This window comes from Oscillibacter sp. (assembly GCF_040505565.1).
Classification (GTDB): domain Bacteria; phylum Bacillota; class Clostridia; order Oscillospirales; family Oscillospiraceae; genus Oscillibacter.
In genome coordinates this window covers 20,174-37,020 of record NZ_JBEUWZ010000011.1, presented here as the reverse complement: position 1 = coordinate 37,020, position 16,847 = coordinate 20,174, and the positions used below count along the sequence as shown (strand labels likewise).

Here is a 16,847-nt window from a genome sequence, read left to right as displayed (position 1 = left end):
CATGCAGACCGTAAAGATCAGCCGCCGGGAATCCGGCGCGCTTCTCAATTCTCTGATTGCCGGAGTCGTGCCGCGCGTCGGGCTTCGGCACATCGCTGTCGGACGGCAGAAAGAGGTAGGCGCTTTTTTACAGGATTTATCCACAATTGAAGACGGAGGCGCGTCTTTCCGCCTTGTGACTGGCCAGTACGGCAGCGGCAAAAGCTTTCTGCTTCAGATGATCCGAAATAATGCCATGGAACGGAATTTCGTTGTCGCGGATGCGGATCTTTCCCCTGAACGCAGGCTGACCGGCACGAAGGGACAGGGCCTGGCAACCTATCGTGAGCTGATGCAGCATCTTTCGATTCTGACACGACCGGAGGGCGGGGCGCTGGAGGCGATTCTGCAGAAATGGATCAGTTCCCTGCAGGCGGCCGTCATTCAGGAAAGCGGCTTGCATCCCGGCGATCCGGGAATGGTTGACGCCGTCAGCGGCAAAATCGCGGCGGTCATGGCGGAGCTTTCCGAAATGGCCTATGGCTTTGCTTTTTCCACGGTGATCGAAGCCTACTGGCGCGCAATGAAAACCGGGCAGGAGGAACAGAAGCAGTCGGCGCTCCGCTGGCTGAGAGGCGAGTACACAACAAAAACGGAAGCGCGGCAGAACCTTTCGGTGGACTGCATCATCGACGACCAGAGCTGGTATGATTTTCTGAAGCTGTTCGCACTGTTCGCGGTAAAGGCGGGCTATCAGGGACTGCTCGTCTTTCTGGACGAGGGCGTCAACCTCTATAAGATTACCAATAAGCAGGCCAGAGACAGCAACTATGAAAAGATCCTGACGATCTTCAACGACACCATGCAAGGCAAAGCTCGGTACATTGGCGTTTTCATGAGCGGAACGCCGCAGTTTGTCTATGACGAACGCAGAGGCTTGTTCAATTATGAAGCACTGCGTTCCCGCCTGGCGGACAATCAGTTCAGTGCAAGCGGCTATACCGATTATTCCGGACCGGTGATCAAGCTCAACCAGCTGACCCCCGAGGAAATCTATCTTCTGCTGGAACGCCTTTGCGAGCTTCACAGCTGCCATTACAATTATACCTGCCCGCTTGGGCAGCGGGAGCTTACCACGTTTCTGAATGCGGTCGTTTCCCGTATGGGAGCGGATCAGCTCCTGACGCCCCGTGAGGTGACAAGGGACTTTCTCGGCCTTTTGAATATCCTCCATCAGAATCCGGAGCTGAGCTTCGATACATTGGTGAATGAGAAGGGCTTTTCCGTCCAGAGCGCCGAGCAGAACCCGGAAGAAGTGCCGGACAAAGAGGACAAGCTTTTTGCGGAATTTGACATATGAGCGGGACCGCGTTCGAGCGCTACGCGCCGTTTATTCAGGAATACATCTACCGGAAACGCTGGACGGACCTGCGCGAGGTACAGACGGAGGCCTGCTCCGCGATTCTTGACACGGACGATCACGTTATTATTGCTTCCGGCACGGCGTCGGGCAAGACGGAAGCTGCTTTTTTCCCCATCCTGACCACTCTGTACCATCACCCGTCGAACTCCGTTGGCGTTTTGTATATTGGGCCGCTGAAAGCCCTGATCAATGACCAGTTCGAGCGGCTGAGCGGTCTATTGGAGGACAGCGGTATCCCGGTCTGGCCGTGGCACGGGGATGTTTCGCAGTCCATGAAGCAGCGCGCACTGAAAGAGGCACAGGGCGTCTTGCAGATTACGCCGGAATCGCTGGAAGCCCTGCTTATGCTTCGTCCGGCAGAGACGGCCCGCCTTTTTGGGGACCTGCGCTTTGTTGTCATCGATGAGATTCACGCCTTTATGGGAACGGATCGCGGACTGCAGGTGCTGTGTCTGCTGGCCAGACTGGAGAAAATCGCGGGCTGCCACCCGAGACGCATCGGCCTGTCCGCCACGCTGAACGACTATGAACCCGCGCTCCGGTATCTGGCGGCTGGGACGAACCGCCATGCGCAAGCCGTTGGTATCAAACATCATGGACGCACGATCTCCCTCTGTGCCGATAGCTTCCTCTTGCCTCACGACCCGGAAGAAGCGGAAAAGGTCATGGAGGAATACAATTCTTTTCTCTATGATAACTGCCATGACAAAAAGTGCCTGATTTTCACGAACAGTAGGGGCAGCGCCGAAAAGGTCATCGCCGACATGAAGGAGATTGCGCGCAAAAAGCATAAAAAAGACGTTTTCTTTGTGCATCACGGCAGCGTTTCCGCCGCGCTGCGGCAGGAAGCGGAAGCCGCCCTGCGTGACCGGGAGGGCCCGACCGTCGCCGCCGCCACGCTGACGCTGGAGTTGGGTATCGACATCGGAGATTTGGATTCCACCATACAGATCGGCGCGCCTTACTCCTGCACCAGCTTTGTCCAGCGTCTGGGACGTTCCGGACGGCGCAGCGGAAAGTCGCAGATGATGTTTCTGGAACTGCTGGAACCGTCGGAACGGAATATTTTTGAACAGCTGCCATGGACGCTTCTGCGGGCGATTGCCATCATCCAGCTTTACCTTGAGGAAAGCTGGGTGGAGCCGTTCACCCTGAAGCCAAAGCCGTTCAGCCTTCTTGCGCATCAGACGCTGAGCACCCTGATGACCTACGGAGAGCTCAGTCCGCCGGAACTAGCCCGGCGCGTCCTGCTTCTTCCCGCCTTCCAGAAGACGATCACCCAGGAGGAATACAGGCTGATTCTTCGCTATATGATTGCTGAGGATTACCTGCAGCGTGTGGAAAACGGGGCAATTATCGTAGGTATCCGTGGCGAGCGGATTACCAACCATTATTCATTCTACGCTGTTTTTCAGGATGAACAGGCTTACCATGTGCAAAGCAAGGAAGGAGAAATCGGCACTCTGGACAGCTGCCCGACAGCGGGAGAGGTTTTCGTTTTGGCCGGACGAACTTGGAAAACGCTTGATGTCGATATGGAGCGGAAAATCGTATATGTCACCCCGGTGAGAAATAACCGGATTCCCAGCTGGAACGGAAGCGGAGGGCATATCCACACCAAGATCGTTCAGAGAATGAAAAAAGTTTTGGAAGAAGACGTCTGCTATCCGTACCTGACACCCAGGGCGCAAAAGGTTTTGGAAGCTGCCCGCTCTATGGCAAGAGAGTCCGGGATGCTGGAAAGCAGCATTCTCCCGTGCGGGGAAAACTCCTTCTATTTCTGCCCATGGGTAGGCTCAATGACAATGAAAACCATCAAGTGCCTGCTCAACTGCGGACTCAAGGAGCCGCTTCAGATCTACTCCGTTTTTGGGGGCGACCATTACCTGCAGATCACCAGCGGCTTTTCAGGGACCGAACTGTTCCGGAGAATGGCGGAGCTGTCCATTGACATGGACGACCCGGACATGGTTTTGCCGGAGAATCAAATCCCACAGGTAGATAAATACGACGCCATGATTCCGGGAGAACTGCTTCGCAGCGCTTTTTTGCATAATGAGCTGGATCTGGAGTCGGCAATTGATGTTTTAAAAGATGTGAAAACCGACAGTTAGTACCGAGGTGATAAAAACAATATGAAATCGGCAATTACTCAGAATACCTATGATGAAGTTTCACGCCTGGTGGAATGCGCCTTAAGCGCTGACACAAAAAAGCAGGCGGAACAATATACAAAGCGGCTGGAGTTTTTACGTTCCTCCGACGGATATGGTGGATACGTAAATTGTGTTTTGGGCGACTTGATCGCGTCGACAAAACGCGCGTCCGGGAAAGTGGCTGACAAGGAAAGATTGAGCAGTTTCGCACGTACTGATCTTTATAAATTGGAAGGTCAGATCAACAATTCTGCCGATAGCGAAAATGCGAACGGCGGGAATTGACGTACAGGCAAAAAGGGAAGCAGTACCATTGTGTGCTGCTTCCCTTTTTACAAGAAATTGATTATGGCTTTTTACTCGCCGCACTCGTCATGGTGCTGGTGTTCATGGCATACGCTGCCGGTGGATTTCAGATCACCCTTCAGGTAGCGCTCCGCCGCCGTCCTCGCGTCCCCGGAAGCGCCGGTGACAACCTCGACATCCCGCTCGTTGAAAATATCCACCGCACCCTGTCCCATACCGCCGCTGATAATGACCCTCACGCCCTTATCTGCAAGGAAGTTGGGCAGAAAACCGGGCTTGTGGCCGGGATTGTCCACGGATTCCTCTTTTGTAATCTTGTTGTTTTCCACATCATATAGCATAAAATTGACACAGTGACCGAAATGCTCCGTCACATTTTTGCCTTCGGCGGCAACCGCAATTCTCATCATCATTTTTTCCTCCGATTCATTTAATTTAGATAATTGTAAAGTCTTAACGCTTCTGTAAATACTAATGGGTATAATCGAAATACCTTATAGATTCAGGTAGATCTTTTTGGATCAGATCTTTCATCTTTTTTGCGAAAGGGCAGGGATAGCCAATTGGGTTGCCGCGCTGAATGCATGAGGCAAACACAATTGTATCGGCACCCCGTTTTACGAGTTCCCGTGCACGTAAAACGGCTTTTTTTCCGGGACATCCTCCACAATTGATAAAGCCGATGATTTCAAGTTCCTCTTCTGTGTTCTCAAATGCACCTTTCTTTTCCCGAATAAACTTAAAATCTGTCGTTCCGGGGCAAAAGTCCTCAGTTTGCATGCATCTGATGATTCCAAGTTTCATACGATACCTCCTTTCTCAAACGGCTCATTTTAAAATACTGGCCAGCAGCTCGCCAGCGGCGTCAAACCAGCTTCCGTCAAACAGCTCGATCATTCCGGCGTCACAGGCGGCAGAGATTTTCGGGTCGATTGGCAGCTTTGCCAGCACTTTCAGGCTGTGCTTTTCGGCAATCTCGTCAACATGACTTTCACCGAAAATATGGTAGTCCTTTCCGTTATCCGGGCACCGGAAATAGGACATGTTTTCTACCAGCCCCAGCACGGGAATTTTCATCATCTCCGCCATTTTCAGCGCTTTGGAGACGATCATGGACACCAGCTCCTGCGGCGAGGTTACGATAACAATGCCGTCCACGGGGATGGACTGGAAAACCGTCAGGGGAACGTCGCCGGTTCCGGGCGGCATATCAATAAAGAGAAAATCCAAATCGCCCCAAATCACATCTGTCCAGAACTGTTTCACGGTATTGCCGAGAATCGGGCCGCGCCAGATTACCGGATCGGTGTCGTTATCCAAAAGCAGATTGACGGACATAATTGCAATGCCGGTTTTGCTCTGCCTGGGGTACAGCCCTAAATCGCTTCCCTCGGCTTTTCCACGGATGCCAAAGGCTTTGGGAATAGACGGCCCTGTCACGTCCGCGTCCAGTACGCCTACCCGGTATCCCAGCCGCTGCATGGTGACCGCCAGCATCGCGCTGACCGAGGATTTTCCGACGCCGCCCTTTCCGCTGACAATGCCGATTACTTTTTCGACATGGCTCAGCTCATTAAGCGCCGCCCGAAAATCATGCTTTTCTTCCTTGCGGTCAGCGCAGTCCTCGCCGCAGTTTCCGCAGTTGTTGTCACAATTTTCACTCATATTCTTCACCTCTTACAGATTAATTTCCAATCGGCTTCCTGCCGATAAGTAGCCGATCTGATTCCCCATCACAGCCTTTAGCCGCAGATAAGCCTCCCGACCGGTACAGTGACAGGTGTAGTACCGCGCGCCGGTTTGCAGAAGCTCCCGCGCCAATGCGTCCACAGACTCCGGTGCTTCGCTTTTCCCGGAACCGCGGCTGTGAAGATGAAAACCGCCGACCACAATGTCGGGAAAGCGCCCGTGATCCGATTCAAACTGCCGGACAATATTGAGAATCCCACGATGGGCGCATCCTGCAATCAGAAGCGCGCGCCCGTTTTGCCAGATCACGAGATTGTGTTCATGGGAAAAATCGTCCGGCAAAAATGCTTCACCCGCTTTCCGGTACAGCTCCGCATTGCCGGAGGGGGCGGGCGTTACCTCCCGAACCACCGAGAACAGCTCCAATTCCTCGTCGATCTTCTGACGCTGCCCGCAGAACACGAAACGTTCATTGGGCAGGAGCGTCGTGTCAAGGCCGATATATGCCTTGTTTCCGTCCGGTCGGTCAGCATAATGCGGCTCAAAGGCCTGTTCCCGTACGTACACCTTGGCACGGCTGTTTTTATCCAAAAAGGTTTTCAGCCCCCCGCCGTGGTCATAGTGCCCGTGGGATAAAACGGCAGTGTCCACCACCGAAAGCTTCACGCCCAGCCGGGCAGCATTTTCCGCAAACAGGCCACTGGCTCCGGTATCAAACAGCAGACGGTGCTTTCCCGTTTCCACATACAGACTCAAGCCATGCTCACATCCGAATTCATCCGATGCCGCCGTGTTCTCCGACAGCACTTTTATGATCATGCTGTTTCGCCTCCTTCCAAAGCAGTTCCATCACATTTTCATAGACCTTTCTTACCGCCCGGCCGGAGGGAATGTCCAGCTCCGCGATGCTTTTGCCGCTGTTAATCGCTTTCACCGCCTCTGCGTCAAAGGGGATTACCCCGGCAAAGGGAATCCCCCTTGCCCGGCAAAATGAGAGTATCTCCTCCGTTTTAGCAGGATTGACATCGGCCTTGTTGACGCACACCGCTGTTATTACGTGAAAGGACTCCGCCGTTTTCACAATGCGCTCCATATCACTGATGCCGGAGAGGGACGGCTCCGCCACGATCAGCACCATGTCTACGCCGCTGATGGAGGCGATCACCGGGCAGCCGATGCCGGGGGAACCGTCGATCACCGCCAGCTCCACGTCTTCGGCGGCAGAACCCATCCGGCGCTTCACCTCAGTTACCAGCTTTCCCGAGGTGCCGCTGCCCATACTTAGCTTTGCCGTAGAGAAAACATGCATATCACCCCTGTACAGTGCCAGTTCTCCCGCTATGGCAGGCTCCATGAAAACAGCGCCTGCCGGACAGACCGCCGCGCAGACCCCGCAGCCCTCGCAAGCAAAGGGTTTCACCCGAAACGGGGTTCCGGCTTTGATCGCGTCAAAACGGCAATGTGAAAGGCACTCGCCGCAGCCGATACATTTGGCGGTATTAATACGGGCTTTGGGCATTCCAAAGTAGTCGGATCGCTGGGGGGCACTGCTCCAATGGGAAATCAGATGCAGGTTCGGCGCGTCCACATCGCAGTCGGCATAGGCTTTTGCCTTTGAAAGAGAAATAAATGCCCCGGCGACGGTGGTTTTCCCCGTGCCGCCCTTACCGCTAAGAATCAGAAGCTGCTTCATGCTGTGCCTCCTTTCCGATCCGCTCAAGCAGGGAGCCAAAGAGTTCCCGGTACCGTTGGTTTTCCCGCGCGGCAATGTTTCCTTCCGAGTTCAGCGCGCCCAGCTCGGGATCAAACGGGATGCGACCGAGAATGGGAACTTGATGCTCCAGACAGAATGCCTCCGAAGGATTTTCGCCTTCCTGACATTTGTTCAGCACCGCACCGAAGGGCTTATGAAACAACGTCACCAGCTCATAAACCATCGCCAGATTGTGCGCGCCGAACACGGTTGGCTCCGCCACCAGAACACAGAAGTCCGCATCTCGGATACTCTCCATCACGGCGCAGGCGCTGCCGGGCGGGCAGTCGATGAAAACAGGGCTTTCTCCGCCGCTTGGAATTTTCCCCAGCAGGCGCTTAATTACCGGAATGCCGGAGGCTTCCCCAATGTTCAGCCGCCCGGTAAACACGTCTACATGGCCCGATCTGCCAGAGGAAACCGTTCCCACCGCCTTGTCCATCTCCCGGATCGCCCCGGCGGGACAGAGCAGGGCGCACCCGCCGCAGGAATGGCATACCTCGTCAAACAGCATCGGATGATTGTCTGCAAAGGCCAGCGCGTGAAACGCGCAGAACTCCACGCATTTCCGGCAGCCGGTGCAAAGGTCCGTATCAATTTGGGGGATTTTGACCGCAACAGTTTCTTCCCCCGGCTTCTCGGGCTTAAAAAACAGATGGCCGTTGGGTTCTTCCACGTCGCAGTCTAGATACACCGCTTCACCGGCCGCCGCCGCGAGGTTGACCGACACCAGCGTTTTTCCCGTGCCGCCCTTACCGCTGAGCACCGCGACGGTCAGAGGCTTATCCGCCATGACCGTGAAAGCCCGCGTGGAACTCCGAAAGCGGCGAAAGCTTTCCCTCAATCAGTGCATCAATATTTTTCTTCGCCGTTCCGTCCACGGAGCGGTAAACTTTTATATTTGCGCTGCTTAGTACCTTTTCCGCGTTTTCCCCGCACCGGGGCGTGATTAAAGTATCCGCGCCGCTGTCCGCCAGAAGCTGAGCCGCAGCAATCCCCGCCCCGCCGGAGCTTTCCGCCGCGCTGTTGGGGAGCCATTTGCTCTCATTCGTATTTGTATCATAGAGCAGGAAATACGGCGCGCGTCCAAAAGACGGACATACACCGGATTCCAGCTTCTGCTCATTCATGGGAATCGTGATTTTCATGAGTGTCCTCCGTTTCGTTTTCCATATTTTCAAAGTGCCTGCCGCACCGGTGACGACGGCATCCGGCTCCGCCGCAGCCGTGCCCCTGCCCATCGCAAAGGCGATATTCGCCGCCCTCGATCAACAGCACCTTGCCGTTCACCAGCGATTGCGCCAGCTTTTTTCGAGCGCTGTCGTAAATTCCCTGCACCGTGGTGCGGGAAATATCCATCTGCACCGCGCATTGCTCCTGCGTAAATCCGTCCACATCAATCAGCCGTATAGACTCAAATTCATCGACCGTCATAATAACGGTATCGTTCGACGGAACGTCCAACGGACCAAACCGGCTGCTTTCAGGGAGGCAGCAGACCTTTCTCCACTTTCTTGGTCTTGGCATCGTTTCACCTCGTTTCAAAGCAGAAATGACCGGAGCGTCCCCCGGTTGTTTCTGCTTGCCTTACAGACTTTCCAGCTGCCTGTCAATGTCCGCAAGACGGTTCTTTAGCGTGTTCTTCTGCAACTGAAGAAGTTCTTTGCGATGATTCGCCGTCATTTCCTCATCGGCAGAAAACATCCGAAAGCCGCGGCCAAAGCCTCTCCTGCAGGCCATACCGAGTCCAAGACCAAGTCTGGCACCTCGGGCGAGATTTCCAGCCCCGGAGCAGAGGCCAAGGCCCCTTCCGGTCATTGCGCCGGCACCCATAGGGCCGGTTCCGTTTCTTCCTGGCATTTTGTTCACCTCCTTATAGTTTCGGACATATGTCGCTTACAAAACTATTATAACCAGTTTCGGGCATATGTCAACAATAAGGACGAAAATTTTGAAGCGGGCGGCAGAATTCAGAATTCATGCAATGCACATTACGCTTACATGGAGAAGTGTAGAAAGAATAACAGTAAAAACCATGATGCGTGGTATGCACAAGCCCTGAAAAGGCATAGTACTAGCATCGTCTCAAGACGTCGAACGACTGTCAACCTCATTACACGTCTTACAGCCGATTAACGGGCAACCTTCGCGAGTCCTATTCCTACGCAAGTAATGTGATTGTCAGTTTCTCCGTTTCGATACGAAATAACGAAAATACTGTAAGCGTTTGGTTTCACCAGCAAAGCAGGTGGTTTTATGCGCTGAAGCCACAATCAAAAGGTCGACAGTTCTTTATAAGCTGTCGACCTTCTAATTCTATCTCTATTCTAACGATTCGGCTAATTTCAAAATCTTAGTTTCAATTGACTGAATTTCAGAAAGAAATTCTTCATCACTTTTCCCTGTCGGATCGGGCAGTCCCCAATCCTCACGGCGCTTACACGGCAGATACGGACATTCCACACTGCAGCCCATTGTAACAACCACATCCACGGGAGGGAGTGCCTTAAGCAGCTTCGGACGCTGATTTTGTTCCATATCAATTCCATAGAGTTGCTTCATAAGGCGAACCGCATCGGGGTTTATGCGGTCTTTAAGTTCCGTGCCAGCGGAATAGCTTTCAAAGATATCGGCGGCAAGGTGCTTTCCCAGTGCCTCGGCGATCTGACTTCGACAAGAGTTATGGACGCAGATAAAGGCTACCTTTGATTTACTCATCTAAAACCGTCCTACTAAAATTCATCTGACTTTTTGCAGAATCTTCACAACTTCCTCGGTCTTTAATACCTTGCCGTAAGAAACTACCTTTTCGTCTATCACAAGGGCGGGTGTTGACATTACGCCATAGGCTGCGATCTGTGAGAAATCGGTCACATGGTCAATCGTCGTATCCATGCCGAGTTGCTCCAGCGCTGCTTTGGTAGCCGCTTCAAGCTGGTTGCATTTTGCGCATCCGCTTCCAAGTACCTTCACGCTCGCACCCTCGGTTTTAGCGTTTTCAGCCTTTGTCATGCTTTCCGCATCGCAGTTTCCTCCGCAGCAGCAAGAGGACGTTTCTTCCTTTTTCTTTCCAAACAGTGACATATTCATTACGCTCCTTTATCAATTGATGTTACTGGTTAGCAGCAATTGCTCCCGCAGGAACATGCTGATTTACTGGCTTTCCCCTCATAAAAAGTTTTCAGATTGTCCGGCAGTTTATAGTCGCCGCAGGAACAATCACCTGTTGTTCCAAATATGGTTTTCAGAATTGCCTCGGCAAGCATCTCTTTGGGAGGCACTTCATAACTTTCCCTATTGTATTCAAATATTCGGCAGTCAACATCAGTTCCGCTGATTTCGCTGCAGCATCCGCAACTGTTCTCTTTCACAAACCCGCAAATATCCTGACCGTTTACACGGATCGTCGGAGAGGAAAGAAACCTAAACCGTTCGGCAAACTCCGCCGTCTTCATCTCGATCTTGTTATACTCAATATCAAAACCGGCAAGCCGCAGCGCGGGGGTAAGCGTCTCCATTACTTCATCAAGCACAGTGTCCGTTCCGATGCAGCGGTTACAGGTATGCAAATCAAGATAGAGATACTCAACGACAATCTTCTTTTCAGAAGATGTGTCGCATCCGCAGGAACAGCCGTCTCCCTCAGATTCCTGTGCGCCGTTCGGCGGTGTCCAGCCGGTATCGTCGCCAACAAAGGTAATCGCACCAACCGGACAGCTGTTCCCGCAGCCGTGACAATGGTCAATGCAGGCCTCCGGATTTTTTATGACGGGTGACGGAGCCTTTGAGGGATCATAGACACCGTGAGGACACGTTGCACTACAGGTGCCGCACTCCGCGCAGGTGAGATAATCAATAACTGGATACCATGTCTTTGCCATAATACTTTCCTCCCTATATGATAAATGCCTGAATCGTGTTAAAGAAGTAGCCTACAAGAATAATGCCTATGGTACAGATACCGATGAACAGCGCCAGCAGCTTCGGCTTGACTGCTTTGCGGAGCATGATCATGGACGGCAGTGACAGCGTGGTAACGGCCATCATAAATGAAAGTATCGTGCCAAGCTGCGCCCCTTTGTATAACAGTGCCTCCGCAATCGGAATGGTGCCAAAGATGTCGGCGTACATTGGAACACCGATCAGGGTTGCCAGAACAACGCCAAAGGGATTTTTGCTTCCCAGAACAAGTGAAACCCATTCTTCAGGAATCCAGTTGTGGATAATTGCACCGATGCCCACGCCTATTAAAATATAGGGAAACACCTTTTTGAAGGTGGACAACATCTGCTCCTTAGCATAAACCAACCGGTCTTTTTTGGTCAGGTCCGGCGATTCAATGTCCACGCTGCCCGCTGACAGGATAAAGCTCTCAACATACCGTTCCATATGCAGCTTCTCAATAATCGTGCCTCCGACGACTGCGACGATTAGACCAACAATTACATAAATAATTGCTACCTTTGCGCCGAAAATGCTCATCAGCAGAAGCAGCGATCCGAGATCCACCATTGGGGAAGATATCAGGAACGAAAACGTTACCCCAACCGGAAGCCCTGCGGATGTAAACCCAATGAACAGCGGTATAGAGGAACAAGAGCAGAATGGTGTTACCGTACCAAGGAGCGCCGAAATGCAGTTTGCCCAAACACCATGGAAACGACCGAGAATCCGTTTACTGCGCTCCGGTGGGAAGTAACTTTGGATATAACTGATGAGAAAAATCAGCGAGCACAGAAGTATCGTAATTTTAATAACATCGTACAAGAAAAATTCAATGCTCCCGCCCAGCCGTGCCGACGTATCAAGTCCAATAGCGGATAGGCCTCTTCCAATCAGCCCATCCAGCCACTTCATGGCAAGGATCTGATACTGGAAGAAATCCCAAATTGCTTTTAGCATTTGCACTGGATAAAAACCTCACTTTCGATAAAAGGACAATCACATCAAATTATTTTGATGTATTCAGTTCTTAAAAAGCCATCGTCAGGATGGCTTTTTCGATGCGCAACAGATTTTTTCTTCTGTAACTGCGTTCGGCTTTGTCAGTTTTTTGAGTAGAGTACCGGCATAGGCGCTGCCTTTTTCACTAATTTTGTAATGCGTCCACTTGCCTTCCTGCCGACTCTCCACAATACCCGATTCAACCAGAATCTTCATGTGATAGGAAAGCCCCGACTGCCCCAAGTCTAACTGTTCCAACAGAACGCAAGCGCATTTTTCCCCTTCGCGCAAAAGCTCAAGTATTCTAAGGCGTTTTTCGTCGCAAAATGCTTTGAACACTTTTGCTTGTTCTTCATAAATGGTTGCCAAATTATCGCCTCATATCAAAATTATTTGATATGTTATTAGTATATGCGTCAAATCAAGTTTTGTCAATATAAAGATGTTCCTTTTTGATTAATACCATCTTTTTACAAACTTGTAAGCAATTATGCACAAGGTATTCTCTACTGTAGTTCGTCAAAAAGGCCTATGCTTCTTATGGGCAACGACGCCAACTACAACTACAGGTAAAATATAAAATAATTTACAGGGGTATATCTGTGGACAACCATGCTCACAGGTACGATTCTGTTTTATTGTTTGCGGCTATACCACGCTGTCGGGCTCCGCCGCTTGTTCTTCATTTCTGGATTTCAACAATTACGTAATGAAGGACAGGCCCTATGGCGAAGTATCCGCAGCGGAAACGTAATTACCATGAACACTGAAAAAGACGATACGGATACATTTGCCGCCGCGCGTAAAGGGATTAAAAGGGGCTACCGCATTTTCCACATTTATTGCGGGACGGGCGGTAGGCTGGAGCATACGGTTGCCAATATGCAGTTGCTGGCATATCTGGCGCAGAGCAACAGGAAAGGCTTCCTATTTGATCAGGACAGAATCATCACCGCGATTACGAATAGCAGCATGAAATTCCACCAGCACCCTACCGGCTACGTTTCCGTGTTCTCACATTCGGAAAATTCGACGGGGGTATTTCTCAAAGGGCTGAAATATGAGCTTGATAATGCTACTTTGACAAACACCTCCCCCATTGGCGTGAGTAACGAGTTTATCGGAAAAGAAAGCATAATCACCGTAGAAACCGGCACATTGCTTATTGTGTTTCCACGCGAAATAAAGACTAACTATTAAAAGTCAAGTCCCAAAATGAGGAGGGATGCAAAAAGGCCAGATAGTTCAAAAAGGATATAGCAAAGCAGACGTCCGTCAAGCCGCCATGCAGGCTATTGAGAGAAAATTATGCTGCCAGATGGTAAGGCTCTCCGGATTTCTCCAAGGCGTAAATGAGCCGCACCAGTTTCTTGGCGGCGTGAGAGATGGCAACATTGTAGTGCTTGCCCTCGGCGCGTTTTTTAGCGAGATAAGCAGCAAAGGTCGGATCCCAGTGGCAAACATACTTGGTGGCATTGAAAATGGCAAATCGCAGGTACCTGGAGCCGCGCTTCTCCATATGGGCATAGCAGTTTGTGAGCTGCCCGGATTGGTATGTGGATGGCGACAGTCCGGCATAGGCCAGCACTTTGTCGGGGGAATCGAAACGGGAGAAGTCGCCCACCTCGGCAAGTATCATGGCCCCCATTTGAGTACCAATGCCGGGTATGGTGACAATGGGTGAGGAAATTTCATCCATAATGGTCTGGATTGCGGTTTCAACTTCTTCAATCTCAGCGTCCAGTTCCCGAATGAGGTGGATGGTATGCCGAAGCTCCAGCGACTTTGCCGGCAGTACGGAACCAATCGACGCTTTGGCAGCCTCACGGATTTCCACAGCTACATCCCGCTTGTAACGCCCTTTGGACGCTTCAAGCAGGAGAGCTTTCAACCGTGTAAGGTGCGCTTCGGCAACCTGCTTGGCCCCCGGAAACTCAGCCAACAAAGCGTAGACAGAGGCCATATGGAGTGACGGCACCAGCTTTTCCAACTCTGGGAACAGAATGCATACCAGCCTGGCAATGGAGGATTTCAGCTTAACCTCGGTCATCCTTCTGCTCGCGGAATTCTGCCCTCCGGAGAAGCGCCATATCGTCTCCGTCTTCAAGCTGATTCAAGACCTGCTCGCACCGAGCGGCGTGAAGGGCAGGACTCTGTTCCAGCTGCTGATGGCGCATCTTCCGGACGACCACAAGACAAAATGGTTCGCGGGCGCGGCACTCAACAGCGCGGATATGGCGATGCAGAGCGTCCTTTCCACGGCACTTTCCAGGCTCAACGCATTCCTGGATTCCGAACTGGAGCAGGTCCTGTGTTTTGACACTGCGATCGACGCGGAAAAGTTCTGCAACACTAAGTCCGCGATATTTTTGGTGATGCCTGAAGAGGATTCCACCAAATACTTCATCATCAGCCTGATCGTCCAGCAGCTCTACCGCGAAATCCTTGCCGTGGCCGACGAACACGGCGGCAAACTGCCCAACCGTGTCATGATGTACCTTGATGAGATAGGGACCATTCCCAAAATATCGGTTGGATGCTGGACAACGGGAAACGGAAAGCGATCTTGGTTGTCGGTATCTGCGGACTAATCCTTATGCCTGTGGGATATATGTGTGTTTCTGTGCTCTTCCTCGCGTTCGTTTGCAGAATGGTACACGGGGCCTCCTTAGCCTGCTCCAATACATCCACCAGTACCATTGCCACCGATATCATTCCAAAACAGCGCTTTGCCGAGGGCATGGGCATGTTCGGCATGGCTACGGCACTGGCGACCTCTTGCGCTCCTGCTTTGGGGTTATATCTGATGGACAATATGGGTTTTACCACACTGTTTCTCTGCTCTGCAGGTTCCGCGGTTATTGCGCTAATCATATTTCTGCTTCTTAAGGTACCCCGAGTCGAGGCTGTAAAGAAGCCTTTGAGCTTCAAGGCACTGATTGACAAAGATGCGCTTCCGGCATCAAGTGTAATGCTGGTATTTCTGCTCACTTTTGGCGCACTTGAGAACTTTCTTGCCAAGTATGCCCGTGATAACGGCCTCCCGACCGGCGGTATTTATTTTGCGATAATGTCCTGTATGCTTTTGCTGGTACGTATCACGGTCGGAAAAGTGGCGGACCGGAAAGGGGAAGGCCTTTTCGTCTACTCTTGTAACGCCGCCATGTTTGCCGCTTTTCTGTTGCTGGCCTTTCATCCAAATACCGTCGCCTTTATCCTGTCTGCCGTATTGGCCGGTTATGGTTTCGGCGGGCTCGAACCCGCACTACAGTCTATGGCCGTACACATTGCTCCTCCTGAGAGGCGCGGCTCAGCTAACTCCACCTTCCTCTGCGCTTATGATATTGGAATTGGCATAGGCGGCGGTATTGCAGGGTTCTTAATTACCTACTGTGGCTATAATCAAATGTTCGCTATTCTTTCTTTATCCAACATTATGTCAGTTATTTTGTACGTCGTTTGGGGAAGAAAGCATCCCTCTTCCTTCTCATATGTAAAACATTGCAAATAACTGGATGACGCTTATGGCGGTGATCTCATTTTTACTTTGATAATATTAGCAAAGGTATGTAAACACAATGACAGTCTGGTTGCCGTGAAGTGCGTGTCAGACCTGCCCTTTTTGCGGCAGATCTTTTCGTAAACAAGTAAAAAAAGAAAGGCGCTACCGTCCCAATAAAAAAAGCGTGAGTTTGGCTGGGCTGTTTTCCATGCTTGAATAAGGCGATATCTTAACCATCCAAGCTCACCAGTTTGGAGGGCTTTTCTATGCGCATTCAACATGCCTTGAACTTCAGGCGGCCGCTCGGTAACAGCGGTCGAGCGTGATGAAGCGGACTACAATCTGCTACACATCGCTTTTCTAACCGGTAGCTCGTCAAAAAAAGCCTGTGCTTTTCATGGGAACAGCGCAGGCAGCAACACGAACCATCAGAGCAGATAAAATATGAAATAATTTACAGGAGCATACCTGTGGGCAGCCATGCTTACAGATACGCTCCTGTTTTGTTGTTTGCAGCTATACCACGCTGCCGGTCCCCGCCGCTTGTTCTTCATTTCCGGATCTCAACAATCACGAAATGGAGGACAAGCCCTATGGCGAAGTATCAGAAAAAGACAAATTACCAAGAGAAGTATCCCGGCGTGAGCAAAGAAATTATTGAGATTTTAGAAAAAAGCGACCGTCAGATGGAATACCTGCAGTATGACATCAAAGTCGAGCGATGCCGGATCAATCCTGTCAGCAGAACTATTACTTATCTCCCCAGCCGGGAGGATTCCTACGAACGGCTTCTGGAGGAAAACAAACAGTTTCCCTCTGCTGAAGAAGATGTAGACGATGCCGCGATTAAGGCCGTGATGATCGAAAAAATGCTAACCTGCCTCAAGCGTCTCAGCCCGGAAAAACAGAAGTTGATTACCGCTCTGTTTTTTGATAATAAAAGCGAGCATCAGGTGTCCAGAGAAACTGGTGTTCCACAGCGGACCATTCACGACCGAAAGATAAAAATCTTGGCGAAATTAAAAAGACTCATGAATGAATGAAGCTCTCGGCTCCCCCTCGCTGCATAAAGGCGAGGGGGAGCTATCCTTTGGA

20 protein-coding genes and 2 pseudogenes are annotated in these 16,847 nt (G+C 51.4%); 7 read left to right on the top strand and 15 right to left on the bottom strand.

Annotated elements, in window-relative coordinates; translation table 11 throughout:
* The first annotated feature begins 1 nt into the window (after position 1).
* The 3 genes from ABWQ15_RS05130 to ABWQ15_RS05120 are packed head-to-tail and all read left to right on the top strand — an operon-like array spanning position 2 to position 3,843.
* Positions 2-1,339 carry an ATP-binding protein gene (locus tag ABWQ15_RS05130; protein ID WP_353907737.1) on the top strand — a complete coding sequence of 446 codons (1,338 nt, stop codon included), beginning with the start codon at positions 2-4 and terminating at the stop codon, positions 1,337-1,339.
* The gene (locus ABWQ15_RS05125) at positions 1,336-3,516 is read left to right on the top strand and encodes a DEAD/DEAH box helicase (RefSeq protein ID WP_275717856.1); all 2,181 of its coding nucleotides are present in this window, start codon (positions 1,336-1,338) and stop codon (positions 3,514-3,516) included. Before ABWQ15_RS05130 ends, ABWQ15_RS05125 begins: the two co-directional genes overlap by 4 nt.
* Before the next feature lie 21 nt (positions 3,517-3,537).
* Positions 3,538-3,843: a hypothetical protein gene (locus tag ABWQ15_RS05120; RefSeq protein WP_275717857.1), complete on the top strand. Its 306-nt coding sequence runs from the start codon at positions 3,538-3,540 to the stop codon at positions 3,841-3,843.
* Positions 3,844-3,914: 71 nt separating this feature from the next.
* On the opposite strand, the gene ABWQ15_RS05115 is transcribed toward ABWQ15_RS05120, so the two are convergent.
* From ABWQ15_RS05115 to ABWQ15_RS05050, 14 genes are all read right to left on the bottom strand, one after another.
* Positions 3,915-4,274 carry a NifB/NifX family molybdenum-iron cluster-binding protein gene (locus ABWQ15_RS05115; RefSeq protein ID WP_275717872.1) on the bottom strand — a complete coding sequence of 120 codons (360 nt, stop codon included), beginning with the start codon at positions 4,272-4,274 and terminating at the stop codon, positions 3,915-3,917.
* Positions 4,275-4,335: 61 nt separating this feature from the next.
* Positions 4,336-4,668 carry a CGGC domain-containing protein gene (locus ABWQ15_RS05110; protein ID WP_275717858.1) on the bottom strand — a complete coding sequence of 111 codons (333 nt, stop codon included), beginning with the start codon at positions 4,666-4,668 and terminating at the stop codon, positions 4,336-4,338.
* 24 nt (positions 4,669-4,692) lie between these two features.
* Complete coding sequence (locus ABWQ15_RS05105; protein WP_353907723.1) at positions 4,693-5,529, bottom strand: P-loop NTPase; 837 nt, start codon at positions 5,527-5,529, stop codon at positions 4,693-4,695.
* 12 nt (positions 5,530-5,541) lie between these two features.
* Positions 5,542-6,372, bottom strand: coding sequence for an MBL fold metallo-hydrolase (locus ABWQ15_RS05100; RefSeq protein ID WP_353907736.1), 831 nt, complete (start codon positions 6,370-6,372; stop codon positions 5,542-5,544).
* Positions 6,329-7,246, bottom strand: a complete 918-nt coding sequence (locus ABWQ15_RS05095; protein ID WP_353907735.1) for an ATP-binding protein — start codon at positions 7,244-7,246, stop codon at positions 6,329-6,331. Before ABWQ15_RS05095 ends, ABWQ15_RS05100 begins: the two co-directional genes overlap by 44 nt.
* Positions 7,224-8,099 carry a nucleotide-binding protein gene (locus tag ABWQ15_RS05090; RefSeq protein ID WP_353907734.1) on the bottom strand — a complete coding sequence of 292 codons (876 nt, stop codon included), beginning with the start codon at positions 8,097-8,099 and terminating at the stop codon, positions 7,224-7,226. The genes ABWQ15_RS05095 and ABWQ15_RS05090 overlap by 23 nt, the downstream gene beginning before the upstream one ends.
* Positions 8,089-8,454, bottom strand: a complete 366-nt coding sequence (locus ABWQ15_RS05085; protein WP_353907719.1) for a NifB/NifX family molybdenum-iron cluster-binding protein — start codon at positions 8,452-8,454, stop codon at positions 8,089-8,091. The genes ABWQ15_RS05090 and ABWQ15_RS05085 overlap by 11 nt, the downstream gene beginning before the upstream one ends.
* The gene (locus ABWQ15_RS05080; RefSeq protein ID WP_353907718.1) at positions 8,429-8,833 is read right to left on the bottom strand and encodes a DUF134 domain-containing protein; all 405 of its coding nucleotides are present in this window, start codon (positions 8,831-8,833) and stop codon (positions 8,429-8,431) included. The genes ABWQ15_RS05085 and ABWQ15_RS05080 overlap by 26 nt, the downstream gene beginning before the upstream one ends.
* A 60-nt stretch (positions 8,834-8,893) precedes the next feature.
* On the bottom strand, positions 8,894-9,166 hold the full coding sequence (locus ABWQ15_RS05075) for a DUF5320 domain-containing protein (RefSeq protein ID WP_275717865.1): 273 nt from the start codon (positions 9,164-9,166) through the stop codon (positions 8,894-8,896).
* Positions 9,167-9,628: 462 nt separating this feature from the next.
* Positions 9,629-10,024, bottom strand: coding sequence for an arsenate reductase ArsC (locus ABWQ15_RS05070; RefSeq protein WP_275717866.1), 396 nt, complete (start codon positions 10,022-10,024; stop codon positions 9,629-9,631).
* A gap of 21 nt (positions 10,025-10,045) precedes the next feature.
* Positions 10,046-10,390, bottom strand: coding sequence for a thioredoxin family protein (locus ABWQ15_RS05065; protein ID WP_275717867.1), 345 nt, complete (start codon positions 10,388-10,390; stop codon positions 10,046-10,048).
* 35 nt (positions 10,391-10,425) lie between these two features.
* Positions 10,426-11,187: a DUF2703 domain-containing protein gene (locus ABWQ15_RS05060; protein ID WP_275717868.1), complete on the bottom strand. Its 762-nt coding sequence runs from the start codon at positions 11,185-11,187 to the stop codon at positions 10,426-10,428.
* Positions 11,188-11,200: 13 nt separating this feature from the next.
* On the bottom strand, positions 11,201-12,208 hold the full coding sequence (locus ABWQ15_RS05055; RefSeq protein WP_442868024.1) for a permease: 1,008 nt from the start codon (positions 12,206-12,208) through the stop codon (positions 11,201-11,203).
* An 84-nt stretch (positions 12,209-12,292) separates the two neighbouring features.
* Entirely contained in the window at positions 12,293-12,619 is a 327-nt protein-coding gene (locus tag ABWQ15_RS05050; protein WP_275717870.1) for an ArsR/SmtB family transcription factor, read from the bottom strand.
* Between the two features lie 390 nt (positions 12,620-13,009).
* Between ABWQ15_RS05050 and ABWQ15_RS05045 the strand changes: the two genes are divergently transcribed.
* A complete protein-coding gene (locus ABWQ15_RS05045) occupies positions 13,010-13,450 on the top strand; it encodes a thiamine diphosphokinase (RefSeq protein WP_275717871.1) in 441 nt (146 codons plus the stop codon).
* A 106-nt stretch (positions 13,451-13,556) separates the two neighbouring features.
* Here the strand turns inward: ABWQ15_RS05045 and ABWQ15_RS05040 are convergent.
* A pseudogene (locus ABWQ15_RS05040) lies at positions 13,557-14,357 on the bottom strand (IS110 family transposase); the annotation flags it as partial.
* On the opposite strand from ABWQ15_RS05040, the pseudogene ABWQ15_RS05035 reads away from it, so the two are divergent.
* The 3 genes and pseudogenes from ABWQ15_RS05035 to ABWQ15_RS05025 all read left to right on the top strand — a co-directional run.
* Positions 14,287-14,778 (top strand): annotated as a pseudogene (locus ABWQ15_RS05035) (type IV secretory system conjugative DNA transfer family protein); the annotation flags it as partial. The pseudogenes ABWQ15_RS05040 and ABWQ15_RS05035 overlap by 71 nt on opposite strands.
* Before the next feature lie 8 nt (positions 14,779-14,786).
* Positions 14,787-15,761, top strand: coding sequence for an MFS transporter (locus ABWQ15_RS05030; protein ID WP_353907733.1), 975 nt, complete (start codon positions 14,787-14,789; stop codon positions 15,759-15,761).
* Positions 15,762-16,345: 584 nt separating this feature from the next.
* Positions 16,346-16,795 carry an RNA polymerase sigma factor gene (locus ABWQ15_RS05025; RefSeq protein WP_353907732.1) on the top strand — a complete coding sequence of 150 codons (450 nt, stop codon included), beginning with the start codon at positions 16,346-16,348 and terminating at the stop codon, positions 16,793-16,795.
* Positions 16,796-16,847 lie beyond the last annotated feature (52 nt).

Coding starts and splice junctions, on each gene's coding strand:
- ABWQ15_RS05130 (WP_353907737.1), top strand. CDS start 2: ATGCAGACCGTAAAGATCAGCCGCCGGGAATCCGGCGCGCTTCTCAAT.
- ABWQ15_RS05125 (WP_275717856.1), top strand. CDS start 1,336: ATGAGCGGGACCGCGTTCGAGCGCTACGCGCCGTTTATTCAGGAATAC.
- ABWQ15_RS05120 (WP_275717857.1), top strand. CDS start 3,538: ATGAAATCGGCAATTACTCAGAATACCTATGATGAAGTTTCACGCCTG.
- ABWQ15_RS05115 (WP_275717872.1), bottom strand. CDS start 4,274: ATGATGAGAATTGCGGTTGCCGCCGAAGGCAAAAATGTGACGGAGCAT.
- ABWQ15_RS05110 (WP_275717858.1), bottom strand. CDS start 4,668: ATGAAACTTGGAATCATCAGATGCATGCAAACTGAGGACTTTTGCCCC.
- ABWQ15_RS05105 (WP_353907723.1), bottom strand. CDS start 5,529: ATGAGTGAAAATTGTGACAACAACTGCGGAAACTGCGGCGAGGACTGC.
- ABWQ15_RS05100 (WP_353907736.1), bottom strand. CDS start 6,372: ATGATCATAAAAGTGCTGTCGGAGAACACGGCGGCATCGGATGAATTC.
- ABWQ15_RS05095 (WP_353907735.1), bottom strand. CDS start 7,246: ATGAAGCAGCTTCTGATTCTTAGCGGTAAGGGCGGCACGGGGAAAACC.
- ABWQ15_RS05090 (WP_353907734.1), bottom strand. CDS start 8,099: ATGGCGGATAAGCCTCTGACCGTCGCGGTGCTCAGCGGTAAGGGCGGC.
- ABWQ15_RS05085 (WP_353907719.1), bottom strand. CDS start 8,454: ATGAAAATCACGATTCCCATGAATGAGCAGAAGCTGGAATCCGGTGTA.
- ABWQ15_RS05080 (WP_353907718.1), bottom strand. CDS start 8,833: ATGCCAAGACCAAGAAAGTGGAGAAAGGTCTGCTGCCTCCCTGAAAGC.
- ABWQ15_RS05075 (WP_275717865.1), bottom strand. CDS start 9,166: ATGCCAGGAAGAAACGGAACCGGCCCTATGGGTGCCGGCGCAATGACC.
- ABWQ15_RS05070 (WP_275717866.1), bottom strand. CDS start 10,024: ATGAGTAAATCAAAGGTAGCCTTTATCTGCGTCCATAACTCTTGTCGA.
- ABWQ15_RS05065 (WP_275717867.1), bottom strand. CDS start 10,390: ATGTCACTGTTTGGAAAGAAAAAGGAAGAAACGTCCTCTTGCTGCTGC.
- ABWQ15_RS05060 (WP_275717868.1), bottom strand. CDS start 11,187: ATGGCAAAGACATGGTATCCAGTTATTGATTATCTCACCTGCGCGGAG.
- ABWQ15_RS05055 (WP_442868024.1), bottom strand. CDS start 12,208: ATGCTAAAAGCAATTTGGGATTTCTTCCAGTATCAGATCCTTGCCATG.
- ABWQ15_RS05045 (WP_275717871.1), top strand. CDS start 13,010: ATGAACACTGAAAAAGACGATACGGATACATTTGCCGCCGCGCGTAAA.
- ABWQ15_RS05030 (WP_353907733.1), top strand. CDS start 14,787: ATGCTGGACAACGGGAAACGGAAAGCGATCTTGGTTGTCGGTATCTGC.
- ABWQ15_RS05025 (WP_353907732.1), top strand. CDS start 16,346: ATGGCGAAGTATCAGAAAAAGACAAATTACCAAGAGAAGTATCCCGGC.